The following is a 22,737-nucleotide window of genomic DNA, read 5'->3' as shown; positions in this document are numbered from 1 at the left end:
GGCCTTCGCAGTAGCAGCCGCCGGGTGGGGCGGCAATTGCCGATGCCGCTTGGATCGCCTGCTGCGATCAAATATCCTTGTCCACGACGGCTTTAATCGCAGACGACGGAAGAACAGGAGAGATCATGGATATCAAGACCGCAGGCTCACGCCCCTCCACAAAAGGTCAGGCCGATTATTTCACCGGCTCCGTCCGCCTCGATCCGCTCGTCGAGGCGCCGGAGCCGGCGCGCGTGCGGGCATCTCACGTAACCTTCGAGCCTGGCGCGCGCACCGCCTGGCATACCCATCCCCTGGGTCAGACGCTGATCGTTACGTCAGGCAGAGGTCTCGCCCAGACATGGGGTGGGGAAATCAGGGAAATCCGCCCGGGTGATGTCGTGTGGTTCCCGCCGGGCGAGAAACATTGGCATGGCGCAAGCCCCGAGAGCGCGGTGAGCCATATCGCCATCCAGGAGGCATTGAATGGCAGCGTTGCGGACTGGCTAGAGCAGGTCAGCAACGAAGAATATGCCGGCAAGGCCTGATGTGCGTTTAGCCTCTAAGAGACACGTGCATGCTATCCGGACATCCGTTTCGGATATTTGTCGCAGGAGAGGAGGGTGTTTCAGGCGCCTGCGCTCTATCCGCGCTGACCGATTGTGGAAAACGCGGCGCAGCGGATCAGCGTGAGGGGTGACACGGAACGCATGGCCAAGCGCTTCGGCGGCAAGCTCGTGCGGGCAAAGCGGAATTGCCGACTTGCCGGGGATCGGCGCAACTTTCCGAAACAATTTCAGGACTGTCATGGTTTTGTCTCCAAACCTGCTTGACACTAAAAGGCGAACCCCTTAGTTAGCCGCTCATCCCAACGGCCAGCCCGTTCGGAGAGGGTGCTCAGGCACCGGATTGCTTGAAAGAATGCGGGTGTAGCTCAGTCGGTTAGAGTGCCGGCCTGTCACGCCGGAGGTCGCGGGTTCGAGCCCCGTCACTCGCGCCATTTCAAGCAGGCGGCAAATCGTCGCCTCTGTCCGGTTTCGTGGTATCTTCACGGTCCGAAAGGTCCAATGCGCGGGTGTAGCTCAGTCGGTTAGAGTGCCGGCCTGTCACGCCGGAGGTCGCGGGTTCGAGCCCCGTCACTCGCGCCATTTTCTTCCTGAAAGCCATGCAGTTTCCGAGGGTCAGCCATGCGGCCTTCCGCAACTTTTACGGATTTGTCGCGACATCGTTGCATCTGCTTGATAATGTCCTTCTCACGCTGTTCGAATAGCTTCTGTAAAAGTCTTGCGCCGGGGCTCCGGCTGCGCTAACCACGGCTTGTTGCAACGCACGTTCGCTTGCCGGGCATTTGCCCAGTTGCGCCGCCAGGCGCCGCCCGCAAGCAGGGATGAACATGATGACTGAACTGCTCAGTTCCTATATTCCGATCGCTATTTTCATCGGCATCGCGCTCGTAATTGGCCTGGCGCTTCTCATTGCGCCGTTTGCCGTTGCCTTCAAGGCGCCCGATTCGGAAAAGCTTTCGGCTTACGAATGCGGCTTCAACGCATTCGACGACGCTCGTATGAAGTTCGATATCCGCTTCTACCTCGTGTCGATTCTCTTCATCATCTTCGACCTTGAGGTCGCCTTCCTCTTTCCGTGGGCCGTTTCCTTCGGCGCCATCGGCTGGTTCGGCTTCTGGTCCATGATGGTCTTCCTCCTCGTGCTGACCATCGGCTTTATCTATGAATGGAAGAAGGGAGCCCTGGAATGGGAGTAGCCCCCGCTGGCAATCAGACGCTTGTCGCGCAGCAGCCGAAGGGGATCATTGATCCCTCGACCGGTAAGCCGATCGGCAGCAACGACGCATTCTTCGGTGAGATCAACAATGAGCTCGCCGACAAGGGTTTCCTCGTCACCTCGACCGATGAGCTGATCAACTGGGCTCGTACCGGCTCGCTGATGTGGATGACCTTCGGTCTCGCATGCTGCGCCGTCGAGATGATGCAGCTCTCCATGCCGCGTTACGACGTCGAGCGCTTCGGTTTTGCGCCGCGCGCCTCGCCGCGCCAGTCGGACGTCATGATCGTCGCCGGCACGTTGACCAACAAGATGGCCCCCGCGCTCCGCAAGGTCTACGACCAGATGCCCGAGCCGCGTTACGTTATCTCGATGGGCTCCTGCGCCAATGGCGGCGGCTACTATCACTATTCCTATTCGGTGGTTCGTGGTTGCGACCGCGTCGTGCCGATCGACATCTACGTGCCGGGCTGTCCCCCCACGGCGGAAGCACTGCTTTACGGCGTGCTACTGCTGCAGAAGAAGATCCGCCGCACCGGCACGATCGAACGCTAAGGGCAAGGACAGGAAATTATGAGCGAAGCCCTCACTGAGCTTTCGTCCTACGTTTCGGAAGCGCGCGGCAATCTGATTGCCGCCTCGCAGCTCAAATACGGCGAGCTGACGCTGACGACGACTGGCGACAATTTGATTCCGTTGCTGACCTTCCTGCGCGATGATGCCAAATGTGGCTTCATCAACATGATTGACATTTGTGGTGTCGACTGGCCGCAGCGCGAGCTGCGCTTCGATGTCGTTTATCATCTCTTGTCTCCGAAGCAGAACCTGCGCATCCGGGTGAAGGTGGCGACCGACGAGGATACGCCGGTTCCGTCCGCTTGCGCCGTCTATCCGGGCGCCGACTGGTTCGAGCGCGAGACCTGGGACATGTACGGCGTCCTCTTCACCGGCCATCCGGACCTGCGCCGCATCCTGACCGACTACGGTTTCGAGGGTCATCCGCTGCGCAAGGACTTCCCGACGACCGGTTTCGTCGAGGTTCGCTACGACGATGCGGCAAAGCGCGTCGTTTACGAACCTGTCGAACTGAAGCAGGAATTCCGCAATTTCGATTTCTTGTCCCCCTGGGAAGGCACGGAATACGTGCTGCCGGGCGACGAAAAGGCGAAGCAGTAAGTTTGAGGCGTGTGGCGGGCTTTCGCCCGCTGTTCACTGACTACCTGAAAAAGCGAGCCCATCGCCATGACCGAACATAACGTCCGTAACTTCAACATCAATTTCGGGCCGCAGCATCCGGCAGCACACGGCGTTCTGCGTCTTGTGCTGGAGCTTGACGGCGAAATCGTGGAGCGCGTCGATCCGCATATCGGCCTGCTGCACCGCGGTACCGAAAAGCTGATCGAGACCAAGACCTACCTGCAGGCCGTTCCCTATTTCGACCGCCTCGACTACGTGGCGCCGATGAACCAGGAACATGCCTATGCGATGGCGGTCGAAAAGCTGCTGGGCATCGAAATCCCGATTCGCGGCCAGCTCATCCGCGTTCTCTATTCGGAAATCGGCCGTATCCTGTCGCATCTTCTGAACGTCACGACGCAGGCCATGGACGTCGGCGCGTTGACGCCGCCGCTCTGGGGCTTCGAAGAGCGCGAAAAGCTGATGGTGTTCTACGAGCGTGCTTCCGGCTCCCGCATGCATGCCGCCTATTTCCGTCCGGGTGGCGTCCACCAGGACCTGCCGGAAGATCTGGTGCAGGATATCGGCAAGTGGTGCGACCAATTCCCGGGCAAGCTCGATGATATCGACGATCTTCTGACCGGCAACCGCATCTTCAAGCAGCGTAACGTCGATATCGGCGTGGTTTCGCTGGAGGATTGCTGGGCCTGGGGCTTCTCTGGCGTGATGGTACGCGGTTCGGGCGCCGCCTGGGACCTGCGTCGCGCGCAGCCCTATGAATGCTATTCGGATCTTGAGTTCGACATTCCGATCGGCAAGAACGGCGACAACTACGATCGTTACCTGATCCGCATGATCGAGATGCGCGAATCGGTGAAGATCATGAAGCAGTGCGTCAATCGCCTGCTCGGTGATGCCAAGGCAGGGCCCTTCTCCTCCATAGACGGGAAGGTCGTTCCGCCGAAGCGCGGCGAGATGAAGCGCTCGATGGAAGCGTTGATCCACCACTTCAAGCTCTACACCGAAGGCTATCACGTTCCGGCCGGCGAAGTTTACGCTGCCGTCGAGGCGCCGAAGGGCGAGTTCGGCGTCTACCTCGTCTCCGACGGTACCAACAAGCCTTACCGTTGCAAGATCCGCGCCCCGGGTTATGCGCACCTGCAGGCAATGGACTTCATGTGCCGTGGCCACCAGCTTGCCGACGTCGCGGCCGTTCTCGGCTCGCTCGACATCGTGTTCGGCGAGGTGGATCGCTGATGCAGGCTCTGCCGCTCGCAGCTGCACTTCTTCTTTCGGCTTCCTCCGCCTTTGCGCAGGAGGCCGGAAAGCTCGGCACGCCGCTGGGCCACGAGGAAGCACAGCCGCCGGCGGAGCAATCGTCCATGGGCGAGCTTTTGTCCAAGGGCTATCAAATCAAGGCCGCCGTGCCGAATGGCGGCAAGTTCGTGGTATTTATGCAAAAAGACCAGTCGGCCTATGCCTGTGAAATGCAGTCTTTGACTGCTTCGCGGTGTGGAACGCTAAACTGACAAGGCGTGAGGAAGAATGTCCGTTCGTCGATTAGCCGAAGATCAATTCCAGCCGGCCGCATTCGCTTTCAGCGATGAAAATGCGGTCTGGGCGGAAAAGACGATTCAGAAATATCCCGCAGGCCGTCAGCAGTCAGCGGTCATTCCGCTGTTGATGCGTGCGCAGGAGCAGGATGGTTGGGTCACCCGTCCGGCGATCGAAAAGATCGCCGACATGCTGGACATGGCCTATATCCGTGTTCTCGAGGTAGCGACCTTCTACACCCAGTTCCAGCTTCATCCTGTCGGCACCCGCGCTCACGTGCAGGTTTGCGGCACGACGCCCTGCATGCTGCGCGGCTCGGAAAAGCTGATGGGCGTCTGCCGCAGCAAGATCCACCAGCATCCCTTCGAACGTAACGCCGAAGGCACGCTCTCTTGGGAAGAGGTCGAATGTCTCGGGGCTTGCGTCAACGCGCCCATGGTGATGATCGGCAAGGACACCTATGAGGATCTGACGCCGGAGCGCCTGGAAGAGATCATCGATACATTCGGGGCTGGCAACGGCGCGAGCATCAAGGTCGGTCCGCAGATCGATCGTCATCTGTCCTCGCCTGAGGGCGGTCCGACGACGCTTCTGGACGCCGTCGCCGTCAGCCGCACCCGGATCGAAGATACCCCGGCAATCGCCCCCGCCGACGGTGCGCCGGTTCCGCCCTCCGAGGCCGCTCGCCCAAAGAGCACCGATGCCGAGACCAATGCGTCGCTGAAGACGCCTGCGACGGCGCCGAAGGCGTCGGCGAAGAATGCGAAGGCTGCCGAAGTTCAGCCTCTTTCCGGAACGGCTGCTTCCGAGCCGGCTCCGGTGGTCGCAGTTACAGCTGCAGCGGCTGCAAAGCCATTGCTGACGGACAAGAATCGCCCGGCCGGCATCGAAAAGCCCGCCGCTCCCGACGATCTCAAGATGATCTCCGGCGTCGGTCCGAAGATCGAAGCAACGTTGAACGAAATCGGCATCTTCACTTTCTCGCAGATCGCGGGCTGGAAGAAGGCCGAACGCGAATGGGTCGATGGTTTCCTGAATTTCCGCGGCCGCATCGAGCGCGACGACTGGGTCAAGCAGGCCAAGGCGCTCGCCAAGGGCGGCGAAGCGGAATATATCAAGGTCTTCGGCAAGAAGCCGCGGTAAGAGGTGTGAAGCATGTTACAAGATAAGGACCGCATCTTTACCAACATCTACGGCCTCAAGGACAAATCCCTGAAGGGCGCGATGAGCCGCGGCAACTGGGATGGCACCAAGCAGATCCTGGAAAAGGGCCGTGACTGGATCATCGACGAGATGAAGGCTTCCGGCCTTCGGGGTCGCGGCGGTGCAGGCTTCCCGACGGGTCTCAAATGGTCGTTCATGCCGAAGCAGAGCGACGGCCGTCCGCATTACCTCGTCGTCAACGCCGACGAATCGGAGCCCGGCACCTGCAAGGACCGCGACATCATGCGCAACGATCCGCATACGCTGATCGAGGGCTGCGTGATCGCGAGCTTCGCCATGGGTGCGAATGCTGCCTATATCTATGTACGCGGCGAATATATCCGCGAGCGCGAAGCCCTGCAGGCTGCGATCGACGAATGTTATGATGCCGGCCTGCTTGGCAAGAACAACAAGCTCGGCTGGGATATCGAAATCTTCGTTCATCACGGTGCCGGCGCCTACATTTGCGGCGAAGAAACCGCGCTGCTCGAAAGCCTTGAAGGCAAGAAGGGCCAGCCGCGCCTGAAGCCGCCGTTCCCGGCAAACATGGGTCTCTACGGCTGCCCGACGACGGTCAACAACGTCGAATCGATCGCCGTCGCCCCGACGATCCTGCGCCGCGGTGCCGGCTGGTTCTCGGCCATCGGTCGGCCGAACAATGTCGGCACCAAGCTGTTCATGCTCTCCGGCCACGTCAACAAACCGTGCACCGTCGAAGAAGAAATGGGCATCACCTTCCGCGAACTGGTCGATAGGCACGCCGGCGGCATCCGCGGCGGCTGGGATAACCTGCTCGCCGTCATTCCAGGCGGCGCGTCGTGCCCGATCGTTCCGGCCAAGGACATCATCGACTGCCCAATGGATTTCGACGGCCTGCGCGCGGTCGGCTCCTCCTTCGGTACGGCTGCCTCGATCGTCATGGATAAGTCCACCGACGTCATCAAGGCGATCGCCCGTATCTCGGCCTTCTTCAAGCATGAGAGCTGCGGCCAGTGCACGCCGTGCCGTGAAGGCACGGGCTGGATGTGGCGCGTGATGGAGCGTATGGCGCGCGGCAACGCGCAGAAGCGCGAAATCGACATGCTGTTCCAGGTCACCAAGCAGATCGAAGGCCACACCATCTGCGCGCTCGGCGATGCCGCCGCATGGCCGGTGCAGGGTCTGATCCGTAACTTCCGTCCGGAAATCGAAGCCCGCATCGACCAGTATACGGCCAATGCCCTTGATCACGGTGCGGTTCTGGAGGCGGCTGAGTAAGCGATGACATCAAAGACATCCGACAGCAAGGTGAGGGAAGGGGCAGCCGATTTTGCGGCCGACTTCGGGCGTCTTGCTGCCGATGTTCTGGAGAACGCGCGTGCCATGCCTGTTCACCCGATGATGCTACATCCGGCCGCGGCTTTCGCCGCTGCCACAGCGATCGGTTTCGGTCTTTCCACACATATGGCCGGCGTCATCTTCGGTGCTTGGCAAGGTGTCCTCGAAACGGCGAACAAGGCGGCAGCGGCGCTCGACGAGACGCCGCCGGATGAGAAGACGCCCGAGATGGACATTCGTCCGGAGAATATTCGCCCGCCTGTTCAAAAGACCGAGTCGGTTCGCAGGGTGGCCAGGCCGAAACTGACGGTGGTTTCCGCCGAGGCTCCGGCGGAAGAAGCCGTAAAGCTGGTCGCGCCCAAGGCGAAACCAGCCGCAAGGTCCAGGAAGGTTGACGACCTCAAGCTGGTGGCTGGCATCGGCCCGAAGCTCGAGCAGGTGCTGAAACAAAAAGGCATCCGAACATTTGCCGATGTCGCGGCATGGAGCGAGGACGATGTCGCTCGCTTCGACGCCGAACTCGGGGTCGATGGCCGTATCCTGCGTGACGACTGGGTCGGTCAGGCCAAGGTGCTGGCGACGCGGGGCCGCAGGAAGAAATAAATTTCCAGCCGAATGCGATGGCTGGAGGACGGGCGGATCGATCGACGGGGCAGGGGGCTCCGGGTCGGGATGCCGATGGCAGGTTCCGGGTCTCGGAGCTTGCGCAAGAGAATTTGGGCAATGCCGCCGCCAGAACGGACGAAATATCCGGCTTGGCAATATGGATGTTGCAAAAATAGGTTTGTTTGCCGGTGCCCGGCGAATGGGAAACAGGACTGAGTGACGATGGCAAAACTGAAGATTGACGGTAACGAGATCGAAGTTCCGGATCATTACACGCTGATTCAGGCGTGCGAAGAGGCCGGTGCTGAAGTTCCGCGCTTCTGCTTCCATGAGCGTCTGTCGGTTGCCGGCAATTGCCGTATGTGCCTCGTCGAGGTCAAGGGCGGTCCGCCGAAGCCGCAGGCTTCTTGCGCCATGGGCGTGCGCGATATCCGCGGCGGCCCGAACGGCGAACTGCCTGAAGTCTTCACCAACACGCCGATGGTCAAGAAGGCCCGCGAAGGCGTGATGGAATTCCTCCTGATCAACCATCCGCTCGATTGCCCGATCTGCGACCAGGGCGGCGAATGCGACCTGCAGGACCAGGCCATGGCCTTCGGTATCGACACCTCGCGCTATCAGGAAGACAAGCGCGCCGTCGAAGACAAGTACATTGGCCCGCTCGTCAAGACGGTCATGAACCGCTGCATTCACTGCACGCGCTGCGTCCGGTTCACGACAGAAGTCGCCGGCATTTCCGAGCTCGGCCTGATCGGCCGCGGCGAGGATGCCGAGATCACCACCTATCTCGAGCAGGCAATGACCTCCGAGCTGCAGGGCAACGTCGTTGACCTCTGCCCGGTCGGCGCTCTGACCTCCAAGCCCTTCGCCTTCACGGCTCGTCCGTGGGAATTGAACAAGACCGAATCGATCGACGTCATGGACGCCGTCGGCTCCGCGATCCGCGTCGATACCCGCGGCCGCGAAGTCATGCGCATCCTGCCTCGCGTCAATGAAGCCGTGAACGAGGAGTGGATCTCCGACAAGACCCGCCACGTCTGGGACGGCCTGAAGACGCAGCGCCTCGACCGCCCTTACGTCCGCAAGGACGGTCGCCTGCAGCCGGCGAGCTGGGGCGAAGCCTTCGGCGCCATCAAGGCTGCCGTATCGGCGACATCGGGCGACAAGATCGGTGCGATCGCCGGGGATCTCGCTTCTGTCGAAGAAATGTATGCGCTGTCCGAACTGGTGAAATCGCTTGGTTCCGAGAACCTGGACTGTCGCCAGGATGGGACGGCACTTGATCCGTCGCTCGGCCGCGCAAGTTACCTCTTCAACCCGACCATATCAGGTATTGAACAGGCCGACGCGCTGCTCATCGTCGGCGCGAACCCGCGCTTCGAAGCCGCGATCCTCAACGCCCGCATCCGCAAGCGCTTCCGCCGCGGCGGCTTCCCGATCGGCGTGATCGGTGAAGGCGGCGAACTGCGCTACAAGTATGACTATCTCGGCTCGGGTCCGGATACGCTGAAGGACATCCTCGACGGCGGCCACGCCTTCGCCGAAGTCCTTTCCAAGGCGTCCAAGCCGATGATCATTATCGGTCAGGGCGCTCTGACCCGTACGGATGGCGCTGGCGTTCTCGCAACGGCTGCCAAGCTCGCCGTCAATGTCGGCGCAATCGCTGAAGGCTGGAACGGCTTTGCCGTGCTGCACACAGCAGCATCACGCGTCGGCGGCCTCGACCTCGGCTTCGTGCCGGGCGCCAAGGGCGCCAATGCTGCAGAGATGCTGAAGGCCATGGACGTGCTCTTCCTGCTCGGAGCCGACGAGTTCGATGTCTCCGCCAAGACGGCGAAGTTCACGGTCTATATCGGTTCGCATGGCGATAACGGCGCACATGGTGCTGACGTCATTCTGCCGGCTGCCGCCTATACGGAAAAGTCGGGCACCTGGGTCAACACCGAAGGCCGCGTCCAGATCGGCAACCGCGCCGGCTTCGCGCCGGGCGACGCTCGCGAAGACTGGGCGATCATTCGCGCTCTTTCCGACGTGCTCGGCAAGAAGCTTCCCTTTGATTCGCTCGGTGAATTGCGCAGCAAGCTCTATGCGGCGTTCCCGCATTTCGCGGCCGTTGACGAGATCGCCGCAGGTGAAAGCGCCCAAATTGCCGCACTGGCGAAAAAAGCCGGTAAGATGAACAAATCCGGGTTTGCGTCGCCGGTCAAAGACTTCTATTTGACGAACCCGATAGCGCGCGCCTCGGCTGTCATGGCCGAGTGCTCGGCATTGGCCCGCAACAATTTTAAAGTCGCGGCAGAGTAAGGGCAGGAACTCATGGATTCTTTCTTCTCGACCTATGTCTGGCCGGCGATCATCATGATCGGTCAGTCGTTGCTGCTGCTCGTCTGCCTGCTGGTCTTCATCGCTTACGTTCTTCTTGCCGACCGCAAGATCTGGGCTGCCGTCCAGCTTCGCCGCGGCCCGAACGTCGTCGGCCCCTTTGGCCTGTTCCAGTCCTTCGCCGACCTTCTGAAGTTCGTCTTCAAGGAGCCGGTCATTCCGGCTGGCGCCAACAAGGCTGTCTTCCTGCTGGCTCCGCTCGTCACCGTGCTTCTGGCGCTGTCGACCTGGGCGGTCGTGCCGCTCGCCGATGGCTGGGTGATTGCTAACATCAATGTCGGCATCCTCTACATTCTGGCGATCTCCTCGCTCGAAGTTTACGGCATCATCATGGGCGGCTGGGCTTCGAACTCGAAGTATCCGTTCCTCGGCGCACTGCGCTCCGCCGCGCAGATGGTGTCCTACGAAGTCTCGATCGGCTTCGTCATCGTCACCGTTCTTCTCTGCGTCGGTTCGCTGAACCTGACGGATATCGTCAACGCCCAGCGCACCGGTCTCGGTACGATGATCGGCCTGCCGAACTCGTTCCTCGACTGGCACTGGCTGGCGCTGTTCCCGATGTTCGTCATCTTCTTCATCTCGGCGCTCGCCGAGACGAACCGCCCGCCCTTCGACCTTCCGGAAGCGGAATCGGAACTCGTCGCCGGCTTCATGGTCGAGTACGGCTCGGCTCCGTACATGATGTTCATGCTCGGCGAATATGCGGCCGTCGTGCTGATGTGCTCGCTGACGACGATCCTCTTCCTCGGTGGCTGGCTGCCGCCGGTCGATTTCTGGCTCATCAACTGGGTGCCGGGCATTATCTGGTTCCTGCTGAAGTCCTGCCTGGTGTTCTTCATGTTCGCCATGGTCAAGGCTTTCGTGCCGCGCTACCGCTACGACCAGCTCATGCGTCTCGGCTGGAAGGTTTTCCTTCCGCTGTCGCTCGCCATGGTCGTCATCGTTGCATTCGTGCTGAAACTGATGGGATGGGCCTGATGTCCAACCTCGTTTCCGGCAAAATTGGAGATTGAAGATGGCAAGCCTGTCCGCCTCCATCAACTCGCTGTTCCTCAAGGAATTCGTCGGCGCGTTCTTCCTGTCGATGCGTTACTTCTTCAAGCAGAAGGCAACGATCAACTACCCCTTCGAAAAGGGTCCGGTCAGCCCGCGCTTCCGCGGCGAACATGCGCTACGCCGTTATCCGAACGGTGAAGAGCGGTGCATCGCCTGCAAGCTGTGCGAGGCGATCTGTCCTGCCCAGGCGATCACCATCGAAGCCGGCCCGCGCCGCAACGACGGCACGCGCCGCACGGTGCGTTACGACATCGACATGGTGAAGTGCATCTATTGCGGCTTCTGCCAGGAAGCTTGCCCTGTTGATGCGATCGTCGAAGGTCCGAATTTCGAATTCGCCACCGAAACCCGTGAAGAGCTCTATTTCGACAAGCAGAGGCTCCTCGAAAACGGCGACCGGTGGGAGCGTGAAATCGCCCGCAACATGGCGATCGACGCGCCGTACCGCTGATTGAGATTTGAAATGCCGCGGGAAGGGTACTCTTGCCCGCCGCGGTCAACATGCACCGGGGCTTTGCCGGCGAAAGCTGCGCCAGGTCCTATCGGGCAGGGAAACTCCCGGCTGCCCGGGGGAAGATGAAAAAGGCACCAACATGGGTCTGCAGGCTCTATTTTTCTATCTTTTCGCCTTTATCGCGATAGCGTCGGCGTTCATGGTCATCTGGGCGAAGAACCCGGTTCACTCGGTTCTGTTCCTGATCCTGGTGTTCTTCAATGCAGCTGGTCTCTTCCTGCTGCTGGGTGCCGAATTCCTGGCGATGATCCTGCTCGTCGTCTATGTCGGCGCGGTCGCTGTTCTCTTCCTCTTCGTGGTGATGATGCTCGATATCGACTTCACCGAGCTTCGAGCCGGTGTTCTCGAATATGCGCCGATCGGCGCGCTGATCGGCCTGATCCTCGCCGCCGAACTGATCGTCGTGGTCGGCGGCAGCGTGATCTCGCCCGAGATCGCCAAGACCGTCGCCATGCCGATCCCGGCTCCGACCGTGCGCACCAACACGGCCGCCCTCGGCGACGTGCTCTATACGAACTACGTCTATTTCTTCGAGATCGCTGGTTTGATCCTGCTGGTCGCCATGATCGGCGCAATCGTGCTGACGCTGAAGCATCGCACCCACATCAAGCGGCAGAATATTTCCCGCCAGGTTGCCCGCACGCCCGCGACTGCCGTCGAGGTGATCAAGGTCAAGCCGGGGCAGGGCGTGAACTGAACCGAGAGGTCAAGGAACAAAGAACATGGTCATCGGACTTTCCCACTATCTCACGGTCAGCGCCATCCTCTTCACCATCGGCGTCTTCGGCATCTTCCTGAACCGGAAGAACATCATCGTCATCCTGATGTCCGTCGAATTGATCCTGCTGTCGGTCAATATCAATATGGTCGCCTTCTCGTCGTTCCTCAACGACATCGTCGGCCAGGTCTTCGCACTGTTCATTCTGACCGTTGCTGCTGCCGAAGCGGCGATCGGTCTCGCAATTCTCGTTGTCTTCTACCGCAACCGCGGTTCGATCGCGGTCGAAGACGTCAATATGATGAAGGGCTGAGCGGCTCATGTTCCTCTACAAGGCTATCGTCTTCCTTCCCCTGATCGGCGCGATCATTGCCGGCCTCTTCGGCCGCGCGATCGGCGCCAAGGCGTCGGAATATGTCACCAGCGGCCTGATGATCATCGCCGCCGTCCTGTCCTGGGTCGTCTTCTTCACGGTTGCGCTCGGCCATCCGGAAGGCGCGATCAAGGTCGAAGTTCTGCGCTGGATCCAGTCCGGCGGCATCGATGTATACTGGTCGCTGCGTGTCGATACGCTGACCTCGGTCATGCTGATCGTCGTCAACACGGTCTCGACCCTGGTGCATGTCTATTCGATCGGTTACATGCATACCGATCCGCACCGCCCGCGCTTCTTCGCCTATCTCTCGCTCTTTACCTTCGCCATGCTCATGCTGGTGACGTCCGACAACCTGGCCCAGATGTTCTTCGGCTGGGAAGGCGTCGGTCTGGCCTCGTATCTGCTGATCGGCTTCTGGTACAAGAAGCCGTCTGCGTCGGCAGCCGCGATGAAGGCCTTTATCGTCAACCGTGTCGGCGACTTCGGCTTCGTGCTCGGCATCGCCACGGTCTTCGTGCTGTTCGGCTCGATCAACCTCGACACGATCTTCGCCAATGCTTCGACCTTCGCTCCGGCTGAAGGCGGCGGCGAGGCTGGTGAAGTGATCCTGAACCTTTTCGGCATGCATCTCGACAAGGCGCATGCGCTGACCGGCGCCTGCCTGCTGCTCTTCATGGGCGCTATGGGCAAGTCGGCGCAGTTCCTGCTGCACACCTGGCTGCCGGACGCCATGGAAGGCCCGACGCCGGTTTCGGCCCTCATCCATGCTGCGACCATGGTGACCGCCGGCGTCTTTCTCGTCGCCCGTATGTCGCCGATCTTCGAACACTCGCCGGATGCGCTCGTCGTCGTCACCGTGATCGGCGCGATTACCGCCTTCTTCGCGGCCACTGTCGGCCTCGTGCAGAACGACATCAAGCGTGTCATCGCCTACTCGACCTGCTCGCAGCTCGGCTACATGTTCGTGGCGCTCGGCGTCGGTGCCTATGGCGCGGCAATCTTCCACCTCTTCACGCACGCCTTTTTCAAGGCTCTGCTCTTCCTCTGCGCCGGCTCGGTCATCCACGCCGTCGATGGCGAGCAGGACATGCGCTACATGGGTGGTCTGCGTCCGCACATCAAGTGGACGTTCCGTATGATGATCATTGGCACGCTGGCGATCACCGGTGTCGGCATTCCCTTTACCCCGTTCGGCTTAGCCGGCTTCTTCTCGAAGGACGTCATCATCGAGGCTGCCTATGCGTCGCATTCGCCGGTCGCGGGCTTCGCCTTCACACTGCTGGTCATTGCCGCTCTCTTCACGAGCTTCTATTCCTGGCGCCTGATCTTCATGACCTTCTACGGCAAGCCACGTGCTTCGCACGAAGTCATGCATCACGTCCATGAATCGCCGCAGGTCATGCTGGTGCCGCTCTATCTCCTCGCGCTCGGCGCGGTATTTGCCGGCTACTTCTTCGAGGGCCGCTTCTACGGCGAGGAATATGCCGAGTTCTGGAAGGGTGCGCTCTTTACCGGCGCCGAAAACGAACTGGTGGAAGAATTCCATCACGTTCCGGTCTGGGTTGGCCTCAGCCCATTCATCGCCATGCTGCTCGGCTTCGTGATTGCCTGGTATATGTACATCAGGTCGCCGTCGACGCCGCGCAAACTCGCTCAGCAGCACCGCGTTCTGTACCAGTTCCTGCTCAACAAGTGGTACTTCGACGAACTCTACGACTTCCTCTTCGTCCGGAGCGCCAAGGCTCTTGGCAACTTCCTGTGGAAGAAGGGTGATGTCGGCGTTATCGATACCTACGGTCCGAACGGCATTGCCGCCCGCGTGGTCAGCGTGACCGACCGCGTCGTGCGCCTGCAGACCGGCTACCTCTATCACTATGCCTTCGCGATGCTGATCGGCGTTGCGGCGCTCGTTACCTGGATGATGCTCGGGAGTTCCTTCTGATGACCGATTGGCCTATTCTTTCAACGGTCACCTTCCTGCCGCTCGTCGGCGTGGTGCTCCTGTTGCTGATGAACGGCGAAACCGAGAACGGCCGCAAGAACGTGCTGTGGATCTCCTTGATCACCACGGTCTTCACCTTCATCCTTTCGCTTTTCATCTGGATCGGCTTCGACAACGCCAATCCGGGCTTCCAGATGATCGAGCAGCATAGCTGGCTCGGCACGGGCATCGGCTACCATGTCGGCGTCGACGGCATCTCGATGCTGTTCATCATCCTCTCGACCTTCCTGATGCCCTTCTGTGTGCTCGCAAGCTGGCTTTCGGTCGAGAAGCGCCTGAAGGAATACATGATCGCCTTCCTCATCCTCGAAGTGATGATGGTCGGTGTCTTCGTCTCGCTCGATATCGTTCTCTTCTACGTCTTCTTCGAAGGCGGCCTCATCCCGATGTTCCTCATCATCGGTGTCTGGGGTGGCGCGAACCGCGTCTATGCGAGCTACAAGTTCTTCCTCTATACGCTGCTCGGCTCGGTGCTGATGTTGCTCGCCATCATGGCCATGTACTGGCAGGCCGGCACGACCGATATCGCCCAGCTTCTGAACTACCAGTTCCCGCCGGCGATGCAGACCTGGCTGTGGCTTGCCTTCTTTGCCTCCTTTGCGGTGAAGATGCCGATGTGGCCGGTCCACACCTGGCTCCCGGACGCACACGTCCAGGCGCCGACGGCCGGTTCCGTCATCTTGGCAGGCGTGCTCCTGAAGCTCGGCGGCTACGGCCTGATCCGCTTCTCGATCGGCATGTTCCCGGTCGCTTCGGACTATTTCGCGCCGCTCGTCTTCGCGATGTCCGTGATCGCCATCATCTACACCTCGCTGGTCGCGATGATGCAGGACGACATCAAGAAGCTGATTGCCTATTCCTCGGTTGCCCACATGGGCTACGTGACGATGGGCATCTTCGCGGCGAACGCGCAGGGCCTGCAGGGTTCGATCTTCCAGATGCTGTCACACGGCATCGTCTCCGGCGCGCTCTTCCTCTGCGTCGGCGTCATCTATGATCGCACCCACACCCGCGAGATCGCGGCCTATGGCGGCCTGGTCAATAACATGCCGAAATATGCGGTCGCCTTCATGGTCTTCACCATGGCCAATGTCGGCCTGCCGGGCACCTCCGGCTTCATCGGCGAGTTCCTGACGCTGATCGGCGTCTTCCGTGCCAACACCTGGGTTGCGCTCTTTGCCGCCACCGGTGTCATCCTCTCGGCCGCCTATGCGCTCTGGCTCTATCGCAGGGTCATCTTCGGCGCGCTGGAGAAGGAAAAGCTGAAGGCTCTGCTCGACCTTTCGCCGCGTGAAAAGGTCATCCTTTATCCGCTGGTCGCACTTACCATCTTCTTCGGCGTCTACCCGGCTCCGGTCTTCGATGCGACCGCTGCTTCAGTAGACCATCTGATCAACAGCTATTCGGCCGCAGTGCAGGCAGCGCAGAATGTTGCGCTGTCGATGAAATGACGGGACTTTAGGACATGACCGCTGAAACAATCTCCCTAAGCCTGTACCTGTCCGCGCCGGAAATTATCCTCGCGATCGGTGCCCTAGTGCTGCTCATGATCGGCGTCTTCTCGGGCGAGCGGTCGGGTCCGCTCGTCAGCGTGCTGGCGATGATCTTGATTGCCATCTCCGGCCTCTGGCTGATCTTCGTTCCTGGTGACGGCCTTGCCTATGGCGGCGTCTACCTCGCGGATGGCTTCGCACGCTTCATGAAGGTGCTGGCGCTGATCGGTTCTCTGGTTGCACTGTTCATGTCGATTGGTCATGCGCGGGAAAACCAGCTCGACAAGTTCGAGTTTCCGGTTCTCCTGGTACTGTGCACGCTCGGTATCATGCTGATGATTTCGGCAAACGACCTGATCGCGCTCTATCTCGGCCTCGAGCTGCAGTCGCTGGCGATTTACGTCATCGCTGCGATCAACCGCGACAGCCTGAAGTCGACGGAAGCCGGCCTGAAGTATTTTGTCCTCGGTGCACTTTCCTCGGGCATGCTGCTCTATGGCATGTCGCTGGTCTACGGCTTTACGGGTCACACGCACTTTGCCGAGGTTGCCCAGGCTCTGACAGTCGAGGGCGCTCGCTCGCTCGGCCTGATCTTCGGCCTCGTGTTCATCCTCGCCGGCATTGCCTTCAAGATCTCGGCCGTTCCGTTCCACATGTGGACGCCGGATGTTTATGAAGGCGCACCGACTCCGGTCACTGCCTTCCTTGCGAGCGCACCGAAGGTTGCCGCCATGGCGATGATGACCCGTATCGTCATCACCGCCTTCGAGCCGGTGCTATCAGACTGGCAGCAGGTCATCGTCTTCATCTCGATCGCCTCCATGCTGCTCGGCTCGTTTGCGGCTATCGGCCAGAAGAACATCAAGCGACTGATGGCCTATTCCTCGATCGGTCACATGGGTTATGCGCTGGTTGGTCTGGCAGCCGGTAGTCAGACTGGTGTCACCGGCGTCATACTCTACATGGCGATCTACATGGTCATGACGCTCGGCTCCTTCGCGATCATCATGTCGATGCGCCGCAAGGACGGCACGGTTGTCGAGAACGTCAACGATCTCGCTGGCCTGTCGACGACGAACCCCTTCATGGCTGTCGTGTTGACCGCGCTGATGTTCTCTCTCGCCGGCATTCCGCCGCTTGCCGGCTTCTTCGCGAAGTACTTCGTCTTCGTCGCCGCCATCGAGGCAAAGCTCTATGCGCTTGCCGTCATCGGTGTTTTGGCTTCGGTCGTCGGCGCTTATTACTACCTGCGTGTCATCAAGCTGATGTGGTTCGATGAGGCGACCGGCGAATTCGCCCGCGTCTCCGGCTCGCTGCGTCTCGTCTTCGGTCTCTCCGGCCTCTTCGTCGCCGCCTATGTTCTCATCGGCGGTCCGATCGGCGGCGCGGCTGAACTCGCTGCGGCGACGCTGTTCTGATGGCTTCCGACAAGCGGCGCCGGATATCGCTCGGCGATATCAGGCACGAGGCTTTGTCGGATACGTCGTCGACCAACACGGAATGCCTTGCCCGGGCTCGGGCAGGGGATAGCGGTCTGCTCTGGGTGACCGCGGAACGACAGACCGGCGGCCGCGGCCGTCGGGGCCGTCCGTGGGTTTCCGAGCGTGGCAACCTCTACGCCTCCCTTCTTCTGATCGATCCGGCGCCGATGGAGCGCCTTGCCTCGCTGCCACTGGCAATTGCCGTCGCCGTGCATCAGGCGATCCGAAGCGTGTTGCCGCCGGGCGCGGAGCCGCTGGAGGTGAAGTGGCCAAACGATATCTTGATCGGCCGCAAGAAGACCTGTGGCATCCTCGTGGAAGGCGAACGGCTGGCGGACGGACGCCACGCGGTGGTGATCGGCATCGGCATCAATGTGTCCGTCATGCCGGACAACCCCATCTATCCGGTCACCTGCCTGCGTGATCAGGGAAGTGCTGCTTCGCCCGAAGAACTCTTCGCCCATCTCTTTGCGTCGATGGCCGAGGTGCTGGATATCTGGAACGAAGGGCTGGGCATAAGCGAGGTCACGGCGCTATGGCGTGCGGTTGCCTGCGGCATTGGCGAAAAGATAACTGTGAATCTGCCCGACAGGTCGATTTCCGGATATTTCGCCGGGATTGATGATAATGGCCTGTTGATGCTCGATATCGGCACAGGCAGGATGATGCCGATTGCGGCCGGCGATGTATTCTTTAGATAGTGGAAAAAACAAACATTATGGCGAAACAGGACGAACTGGTATTTCTGCCTCTGGGCGGGGTCGGCGAGATCGGCATGAATCTCGCGCTGTACGGCTACGGCCCGGCGGACCATCGCCAGTGGATCATGGTGGATTGCGGCGTCACCTTTCCGGGACCGGATCTGCCGGGTGTCGATCTCGTCCTGCCGGATATCCGCTTCCTCGCCAACGAGCGCAAGAACCTCAAGGCTATCATCATCACCCACGCCCATGAGGACCATTACGGCGCGCTCGCCGACCTCTGGCCGGGTCTGAACGTGCCGGTTTATGCCTCGCCCTTCACGGCCGGCCTGCTGGAAGCCAAGCGTAGTTTCGAGAAGGATGCGATCGGCGAAGTACCGATAACGATCTTCAAGGCGGGCGATAGGATCAATGTCGGCCCCTTCAGCATCGAGGGTGTTGCCGTCAATCACTCCATCCCCGAGCCGATGTCGCTGATGATCCGCACGCCGCTCGGCAATGTCATCCACACCGGTGACTGGAAGATCGATCACGAGCCGTCGCTCGGGCCGCTGACCGACGAGACGCGCTTCCGCCAACTGGGCGATGAGGGTGTGCTGGCGCTGCTCTGCGACTCCACCAACGCATTGCGCGACGGCGTCTCGCCCTCGGAAAAGGATGTCTCCGAAAGCCTGCGCAAGATCATCGAGAATGCAGAGGGACGTGTGGCGATCACCACCTTCTCCTCGAATGTCGGCCGTATCCGTACCGTCGCAGAAGCCGCCGAAGCCGCGGGTCGTGAAGTGCTGCTGCTCGGAAGCTCGTTGAAGCGCGTCTGCGACGTCGCTCAGGATATCGGCCTGCTGGAAGGCGTAAAGCCGTTCATCTCCGAAGAGGATTACGGCTTCATTCCGCGCGACAAGGTCGTGGTCATCCTGACCGGCAGCCAGGGCGAGCCGCGCGCTGCCCTTGCCAAGCTCTCCCGTGACGAGATGCGCAACGTGGCGTTTGCCGCCGGCGATATCGTCGTCTTCTCCTCGCGTGCCATCCCCGGTAACGAGAAGGCGATCCAGGACATCAAGAATGGTCTCGTCGAGCAGGGTGTCCACATCATCACCGACACCGAGGCGCTGGTGCATGTCTCCGGCCATCCCCGCCGTAACGAGTTGCAGAAGATGTACGAGTGGACACGGCCGAAGGTCGTCGTGCCCGTGCATGGTGAGGCAACGCATCTGACGGCACACAAGGAGCTTGCCGAGCAGTCCGGCATTCCGACGGTGCCGCGTGTGCGCAATGGTGATGTGCTGCGGCTCGCTCCGGGTCCGGTCGAGGTCATCGACGAGGCGCCGCATGGCCGCATCTACAAGGATGGGTCACTGATCGGTGACTTCGACGAGATGGGCATCGGCGAGCGCAAGAAGCTTTCCTATGTCGGCCATGTCGCCGTCAGTATCGTGCTCGACAGCCGCTATGACATCATCGGCGAACCTGATCTCGTGGCGATCGGCCTGCCGGTCTATGACGACGAGGGCGAGGATATGGAGGATGGGCTGTTCGACGCCGCGATCGGCGCCTTCGAGAGCATTCCACGCGCCCGCCGCAAGGATATCGACATGGTACAGGAGGCCCTGCGCCGCGCCGTGCGCGCTGCCGCCAATCATACCTGGGGCAAGAAGCCTCTCGTCACGGTCTTCATCACCAGGGTCTGATGATGCTTGGCCGGGTGAACCATATCGCCATCGCCGTGCCTGATCTGGCTGCCGCAGTCGCGAGCTATCGCGATACTCTGGGGGCCGCGGTCTCGCAGCCGCAAGCCCTGCCGGCGCATGGCGTCACGGTCGTTTTCGTGGAACTGCCGAACACCAAGGTTGAGTTGCTGGAGCCGCTTGGCGAGGCGTCGCCGATTGCGGCCTTTCTTGAAAAGAATCCCGCTGGCGGCATGCACCACATCTGCTACGAGGTCGATGATATCCTTGCAGTTCGAGACCGGCTGACGGCATCTGGGGCAAGGGTGCTTGGCAATGGTGAGCCGAAGATTGGTGCCCATGGAAAGCCGGTGCTTTTCCTCCATCCGAAGGACTTCTTCGGTACGCTGATCGAGCTGGAGCAGGTCTGATCGCGGTGCGTCAGAGTGACCTAAACTGTCCACCGCCTTTGAACTGGCCGCCATTCCGGCTTATAAGCACCCAAAACCAGCCGCCAAGGCGCTAATCGACGGGAACCAAGATGTTTCAGGCCTTCCTCCAGGGATTTGCAGTCTATTTCATCATCTGGTGGATCACGCTTTTCGCCGTGTTGCCGATCGGCCTGCGCACTCAAGCCGAAGATAATGACATCGTGCTTGGCACGGTGCCGAGCGCGCCGAGCCGTTTCCGCCCGCTTTTCGTCTTCTCGCTGACGACGTGCATCTCCGGCGCCATCTACGGTATCTGGTACATCGGCTCGACCTATTTCGGCCTCGGCTTCGACGCGCTTCCACAAATAGGGCCTAGCTTCTATTAAGGATGGCTTTTGCTCAAACTTTGAGCAGATGTAAATGCAACCGCGAAAAACCTGTCATACGCGCGTCATGCAAGTGAGGCAAAGAGCTTTCGTAACGGAAAGCGGGCTCACCTAGCGAAAGGGAGGTTTGGTTTTTCGGTGTAATTGGGAGCCGAAAAGCAAAAAAAAACAAGGCTAAAAGCCTTGTTTTAAGTATCGCGTGATCCTTAACCGTTACCGGGGCAGCGACAAGCGCGCCTAAGATCTGATCCTCCCAAGACTTGACCGCGAATTCGGCAAGAATTTAACCTTCTTGCCTGTTTTGTGAGCTAAAGCTAGCTCAAAGATTGTGCTTTGTCATTAGCTTTTTTTGCATTTTTGCTACACTCGCGCAAAATTTTTCTGTTGACAAGATTTACCTTCAAACCCTTATAAACACGCGTTTTTTCACGCCTGCTGAATTTGTAGGCGCTAACATGCGTCTGCGGGAGGCTGCTCGCACCGGTCGCGGGTTTCTTTCCTGCTGCGAAGCGGCTATGAACGCTCCCATCTTTAACAAATACCGTCGATTCCGCTTGGGTAAGCGGCATCTCAACTGTACCGGAATCCGCCATGCGTCTGTCCCGCTTTTTCATACCCATCCTGAAGGAAAACCCCAAGGAGGCGGAAATCGTCTCTCATCGGCTGATGCTGCGCTCCGGCATGGTCCGTCAGCAGTCGCAGGGCATCTATTCCTGGCTGCCGCTCGGCAAGAAGGTGCTGGACAAGGTCAACAACATCATCCGCGAGGAGCAGAACCGCGCCGGCGCCATCGAGCTTCTGATGCCGACCCTGCAGTCGGCCGAGCTCTGGCAGGAAAGCGGCCGTTATGACGCCTATGGCAAGGAGATGCTGCGCATCAAGGACCGCCAGGATCGGCCCATGCTCTACGGTCCGACCAACGAAGAAATGGTGACGGATATCTTCCGCTCCTTCGTGAAGTCCTACAAGGACCTGCCGCTCAATCTCTATCACATCCAGCTGAAGTTCCGTGACGAGATCCGTCCGCGCTTCGGCACGATGCGCTCGCGCGAGTTCATGATGAAGGATGCCTATTCCTTCGATCTCACGCGCGAAGGGGCGGAGCATTCCTACAACAAGATGTTCACAGCCTATCTGCGCACCTTCGATCGTCTCGGCCTGCGCGCCATTCCGATGCGCGCCGATACCGGCCCCATTGGCGGGAATCTGAGCCATGAGTTCATCATTCTCGCTGATACCGGTGAGTCCGAAGTCTTCTGCCACAAGGATTTCGTCAATTTCGACATCCCCGCCGAAAGCACGGATTTCGACAGTGTCGACGGTCTGAAGGGGATCTTCGACAAGTGGACGTCGCTCTATGCCGCGACATCCGAAATGCACGACGAGGCAGCTTTCAACGCGGTTCCGGAAGGCGAGCGTCTTTCTGCGCGCGGCATCGAAGTCGGCCATATTTTCTACTTCGGTACGAAGTATTCCGAACCGATGGGTGCAAAGGTGCAGGGTCCTGACGGTAAGGAACACTTCGTTCACATGGGTTCCTACGGTATCGGCCCGACACGCCTTGTTCCCGCCATCATCGAAGCATCGCATGATGAGAACGGAATCATCTGGCCGGAGTCGGTCGCGCCCTTCGATGTCGTGGTCATCAACATGAAGGCCGGCGACGAAGCCTGCGACGGCACTTGCGAGCTGATCTACGCAGCGCTGACCAAGGCCGGCAAGGACGTGCTCTATGACGACACGGACGACCGCGCAGGCACCAAGTTTGCGACCGCCGACCTGATCGGCGTGCCGTACCAGATCATTGCCGGTCCGCGCGCGGTCGCGAATGGCGAAGTGGAAGTGAAGGACCGCAGGACCGGCGCCCGCGAGACGATGACAATCGAGGCGGCGATCAACAGGTTCGTGGCTTAAAG

At 60.1% G+C, this 22,737-nt stretch carries 23 protein-coding genes and 2 tRNA genes; 24 read left to right on the top strand and 1 reads right to left on the bottom strand.

Annotated features, from left to right (window positions below; genetic code table 11):
- The first annotated feature begins 125 nt into the window (after positions 1–125).
- The 23 genes from AC1D35_RS03460 (at position 126) to AC1D35_RS03350 (ending at position 20,821) form a co-directional block, all read left to right on the top strand.
- Entirely contained in the window at positions 126–527 is a 402-nt protein-coding gene (locus AC1D35_RS03460) for a (R)-mandelonitrile lyase (protein ID WP_113311782.1), read from the top strand.
- A gap of 375 nt (positions 528–902) precedes the next feature.
- Positions 903–979 (top strand) — tRNA-Asp (locus AC1D35_RS03455).
- A gap of 71 nt (positions 980–1,050) precedes the next feature.
- Positions 1,051–1,127 (top strand) — tRNA-Asp (locus AC1D35_RS03450).
- A 248-nt stretch (positions 1,128–1,375) separates the two neighbouring features.
- Positions 1,376–1,741, top strand: coding sequence for an NADH-quinone oxidoreductase subunit A (locus AC1D35_RS03445; protein ID WP_008521906.1), 366 nt, complete (start codon positions 1,376–1,378; stop codon positions 1,739–1,741).
- The gene (locus AC1D35_RS03440) at positions 1,732–2,316 is read left to right on the top strand and encodes a NuoB/complex I 20 kDa subunit family protein (protein WP_113310752.1); all 585 of its coding nucleotides are present in this window, start codon (positions 1,732–1,734) and stop codon (positions 2,314–2,316) included. Before AC1D35_RS03445 ends, AC1D35_RS03440 begins: the two co-directional genes overlap by 10 nt.
- 18 nt (positions 2,317–2,334) lie before the next feature.
- Positions 2,335–2,937, top strand: coding sequence for an NADH-quinone oxidoreductase subunit C (locus AC1D35_RS03435; RefSeq protein ID WP_113301231.1), 603 nt, complete (start codon positions 2,335–2,337; stop codon positions 2,935–2,937).
- A 66-nt stretch (positions 2,938–3,003) separates the two neighbouring features.
- Entirely contained in the window at positions 3,004–4,194 is a 1,191-nt protein-coding gene (locus AC1D35_RS03430; protein ID WP_113301232.1) for an NADH-quinone oxidoreductase subunit D, read from the top strand.
- Positions 4,194–4,466: a hypothetical protein gene (locus tag AC1D35_RS03425; RefSeq protein WP_113301233.1), complete on the top strand. Its 273-nt coding sequence runs from the start codon at positions 4,194–4,196 to the stop codon at positions 4,464–4,466. Before AC1D35_RS03430 ends, AC1D35_RS03425 begins: the two co-directional genes overlap by 1 nt.
- Positions 4,467–4,482: 16 nt before the next feature.
- The gene (locus tag AC1D35_RS03420) at positions 4,483–5,634 is read left to right on the top strand and encodes an NADH-quinone oxidoreductase subunit E (RefSeq protein ID WP_113310753.1); all 1,152 of its coding nucleotides are present in this window, start codon (positions 4,483–4,485) and stop codon (positions 5,632–5,634) included.
- A 12-nt stretch (positions 5,635–5,646) separates the two neighbouring features.
- Positions 5,647–6,951, top strand: a complete 1,305-nt coding sequence (gene nuoF, locus AC1D35_RS03415; protein ID WP_113301235.1) for an NADH-quinone oxidoreductase subunit NuoF — start codon at positions 5,647–5,649, stop codon at positions 6,949–6,951.
- A 3-nt stretch (positions 6,952–6,954) separates the two neighbouring features.
- The gene (locus AC1D35_RS03410) at positions 6,955–7,614 is read left to right on the top strand and encodes a 5' DNA nuclease (RefSeq protein ID WP_113310754.1); all 660 of its coding nucleotides are present in this window, start codon (positions 6,955–6,957) and stop codon (positions 7,612–7,614) included.
- Between the two features lie 225 nt (positions 7,615–7,839).
- The gene (nuoG, locus tag AC1D35_RS03405) at positions 7,840–9,921 is read left to right on the top strand and encodes an NADH-quinone oxidoreductase subunit NuoG (protein WP_113310755.1); all 2,082 of its coding nucleotides are present in this window, start codon (positions 7,840–7,842) and stop codon (positions 9,919–9,921) included.
- A gap of 12 nt (positions 9,922–9,933) precedes the next feature.
- Complete coding sequence (gene nuoH, locus AC1D35_RS03400; protein ID WP_113301238.1) at positions 9,934–10,977, top strand: NADH-quinone oxidoreductase subunit NuoH; 1,044 nt, start codon at positions 9,934–9,936, stop codon at positions 10,975–10,977.
- Positions 10,978–11,014: 37 nt separating this feature from the next.
- The gene (gene nuoI, locus AC1D35_RS03395; protein ID WP_113301239.1) at positions 11,015–11,506 is read left to right on the top strand and encodes an NADH-quinone oxidoreductase subunit NuoI; all 492 of its coding nucleotides are present in this window, start codon (positions 11,015–11,017) and stop codon (positions 11,504–11,506) included.
- Between the two features lie 142 nt (positions 11,507–11,648).
- Positions 11,649–12,266 (top strand): NADH-quinone oxidoreductase subunit J, encoded by a 618-nt coding sequence (locus AC1D35_RS03390; RefSeq protein WP_113301240.1) that lies wholly within the window; start codon positions 11,649–11,651, stop codon positions 12,264–12,266.
- Between the two features lie 25 nt (positions 12,267–12,291).
- The gene (gene nuoK, locus AC1D35_RS03385; RefSeq protein WP_113301241.1) at positions 12,292–12,600 is read left to right on the top strand and encodes an NADH-quinone oxidoreductase subunit NuoK; all 309 of its coding nucleotides are present in this window, start codon (positions 12,292–12,294) and stop codon (positions 12,598–12,600) included.
- 7 nt (positions 12,601–12,607) lie between these two features.
- Positions 12,608–14,605 carry an NADH-quinone oxidoreductase subunit L gene (gene nuoL, locus AC1D35_RS03380; RefSeq protein WP_477938220.1) on the top strand — a complete coding sequence of 666 codons (1,998 nt, stop codon included), beginning with the start codon at positions 12,608–12,610 and terminating at the stop codon, positions 14,603–14,605.
- The gene (locus AC1D35_RS03375; RefSeq protein WP_113301243.1) at positions 14,605–16,116 is read left to right on the top strand and encodes an NADH-quinone oxidoreductase subunit M; all 1,512 of its coding nucleotides are present in this window, start codon (positions 14,605–14,607) and stop codon (positions 16,114–16,116) included. Before nuoL ends, AC1D35_RS03375 begins: the two co-directional genes overlap by 1 nt.
- 14 nt (positions 16,117–16,130) lie before the next feature.
- Positions 16,131–17,576: an NADH-quinone oxidoreductase subunit NuoN gene (nuoN, locus tag AC1D35_RS03370; protein WP_113310756.1), complete on the top strand. Its 1,446-nt coding sequence runs from the start codon at positions 16,131–16,133 to the stop codon at positions 17,574–17,576.
- Positions 17,576–18,340, top strand: a complete 765-nt coding sequence (locus AC1D35_RS03365) for a biotin--[acetyl-CoA-carboxylase] ligase (RefSeq protein ID WP_113310757.1) — start codon at positions 17,576–17,578, stop codon at positions 18,338–18,340. Before nuoN ends, AC1D35_RS03365 begins: the two co-directional genes overlap by 1 nt.
- A 17-nt stretch (positions 18,341–18,357) precedes the next feature.
- Positions 18,358–20,028 carry a ribonuclease J gene (locus AC1D35_RS03360; RefSeq protein WP_113310758.1) on the top strand — a complete coding sequence of 557 codons (1,671 nt, stop codon included), beginning with the start codon at positions 18,358–18,360 and terminating at the stop codon, positions 20,026–20,028.
- Positions 20,029–20,030: 2 nt separating this feature from the next.
- Entirely contained in the window at positions 20,031–20,435 is a 405-nt protein-coding gene (gene mce, locus AC1D35_RS03355) for a methylmalonyl-CoA epimerase (RefSeq protein WP_113301286.1), read from the top strand.
- A 110-nt stretch (positions 20,436–20,545) separates the two neighbouring features.
- Complete coding sequence (locus AC1D35_RS03350) at positions 20,546–20,821, top strand: DUF1467 family protein (RefSeq protein ID WP_113310759.1); 276 nt, start codon at positions 20,546–20,548, stop codon at positions 20,819–20,821.
- Positions 20,822–21,135: 314 nt separating this feature from the next.
- Here AC1D35_RS03350 and AC1D35_RS03345 read toward each other — a convergent pair whose 3' ends face one another.
- Positions 21,136–21,414, bottom strand: coding sequence for a hypothetical protein (locus AC1D35_RS03345; RefSeq protein WP_477832750.1), 279 nt, complete (start codon positions 21,412–21,414; stop codon positions 21,136–21,138).
- Here AC1D35_RS03345 and proS point away from each other — a divergent pair.
- Entirely contained in the window at positions 21,413–22,735 is a 1,323-nt protein-coding gene (gene proS / locus AC1D35_RS03340; protein ID WP_113310760.1) for a proline--tRNA ligase, read from the top strand. The genes AC1D35_RS03345 and proS overlap by 2 nt on opposite strands.
- The last annotated feature ends 2 nt before the right edge of the window (positions 22,736–22,737 follow it).

This window comes from Rhizobium sp. P1_E6 (genome assembly GCF_056405875.1).
The sequence above is the reverse complement of the archived record's forward strand: the minus strand, read 5'-3'. Positions and strand labels throughout refer to the sequence as shown.

Bases quoted from the DNA above. Each gene is read 5' to 3' on its own strand.
- AC1D35_RS03460 (WP_113311782.1), top strand. From the start codon at position 126: ATGGATATCAAGACCGCAGGCTCACGCCCCTCCACAAAAGGTCAGGCC.
- AC1D35_RS03445 (WP_008521906.1), top strand. From the start codon at position 1,376: ATGACTGAACTGCTCAGTTCCTATATTCCGATCGCTATTTTCATCGGC.
- AC1D35_RS03440 (WP_113310752.1), top strand. From the start codon at position 1,732: ATGGGAGTAGCCCCCGCTGGCAATCAGACGCTTGTCGCGCAGCAGCCG.
- AC1D35_RS03435 (WP_113301231.1), top strand. From the start codon at position 2,335: ATGAGCGAAGCCCTCACTGAGCTTTCGTCCTACGTTTCGGAAGCGCGC.
- AC1D35_RS03430 (WP_113301232.1), top strand. From the start codon at position 3,004: ATGACCGAACATAACGTCCGTAACTTCAACATCAATTTCGGGCCGCAG.
- AC1D35_RS03425 (WP_113301233.1), top strand. From the start codon at position 4,194: ATGCAGGCTCTGCCGCTCGCAGCTGCACTTCTTCTTTCGGCTTCCTCC.
- AC1D35_RS03420 (WP_113310753.1), top strand. From the start codon at position 4,483: ATGTCCGTTCGTCGATTAGCCGAAGATCAATTCCAGCCGGCCGCATTC.
- nuoF (WP_113301235.1), top strand. From the start codon at position 5,647: ATGTTACAAGATAAGGACCGCATCTTTACCAACATCTACGGCCTCAAG.
- AC1D35_RS03410 (WP_113310754.1), top strand. From the start codon at position 6,955: ATGACATCAAAGACATCCGACAGCAAGGTGAGGGAAGGGGCAGCCGAT.
- nuoG (WP_113310755.1), top strand. From the start codon at position 7,840: ATGGCAAAACTGAAGATTGACGGTAACGAGATCGAAGTTCCGGATCAT.
- nuoH (WP_113301238.1), top strand. From the start codon at position 9,934: ATGGATTCTTTCTTCTCGACCTATGTCTGGCCGGCGATCATCATGATC.
- nuoI (WP_113301239.1), top strand. From the start codon at position 11,015: ATGGCAAGCCTGTCCGCCTCCATCAACTCGCTGTTCCTCAAGGAATTC.
- AC1D35_RS03390 (WP_113301240.1), top strand. From the start codon at position 11,649: ATGGGTCTGCAGGCTCTATTTTTCTATCTTTTCGCCTTTATCGCGATA.
- nuoK (WP_113301241.1), top strand. From the start codon at position 12,292: ATGGTCATCGGACTTTCCCACTATCTCACGGTCAGCGCCATCCTCTTC.
- nuoL (WP_477938220.1), top strand. From the start codon at position 12,608: ATGTTCCTCTACAAGGCTATCGTCTTCCTTCCCCTGATCGGCGCGATC.
- AC1D35_RS03375 (WP_113301243.1), top strand. From the start codon at position 14,605: ATGACCGATTGGCCTATTCTTTCAACGGTCACCTTCCTGCCGCTCGTC.
- nuoN (WP_113310756.1), top strand. From the start codon at position 16,131: ATGACCGCTGAAACAATCTCCCTAAGCCTGTACCTGTCCGCGCCGGAA.
- AC1D35_RS03365 (WP_113310757.1), top strand. From the start codon at position 17,576: ATGGCTTCCGACAAGCGGCGCCGGATATCGCTCGGCGATATCAGGCAC.
- AC1D35_RS03360 (WP_113310758.1), top strand. From the start codon at position 18,358: ATGGCGAAACAGGACGAACTGGTATTTCTGCCTCTGGGCGGGGTCGGC.
- mce (WP_113301286.1), top strand. From the start codon at position 20,031: ATGCTTGGCCGGGTGAACCATATCGCCATCGCCGTGCCTGATCTGGCT.
- AC1D35_RS03350 (WP_113310759.1), top strand. From the start codon at position 20,546: ATGTTTCAGGCCTTCCTCCAGGGATTTGCAGTCTATTTCATCATCTGG.
- proS (WP_113310760.1), top strand. From the start codon at position 21,413: ATGCGTCTGTCCCGCTTTTTCATACCCATCCTGAAGGAAAACCCCAAG.
- AC1D35_RS03345 (WP_477832750.1), bottom strand. From the start codon at position 21,414: ATGGCGGATTCCGGTACAGTTGAGATGCCGCTTACCCAAGCGGAATCG.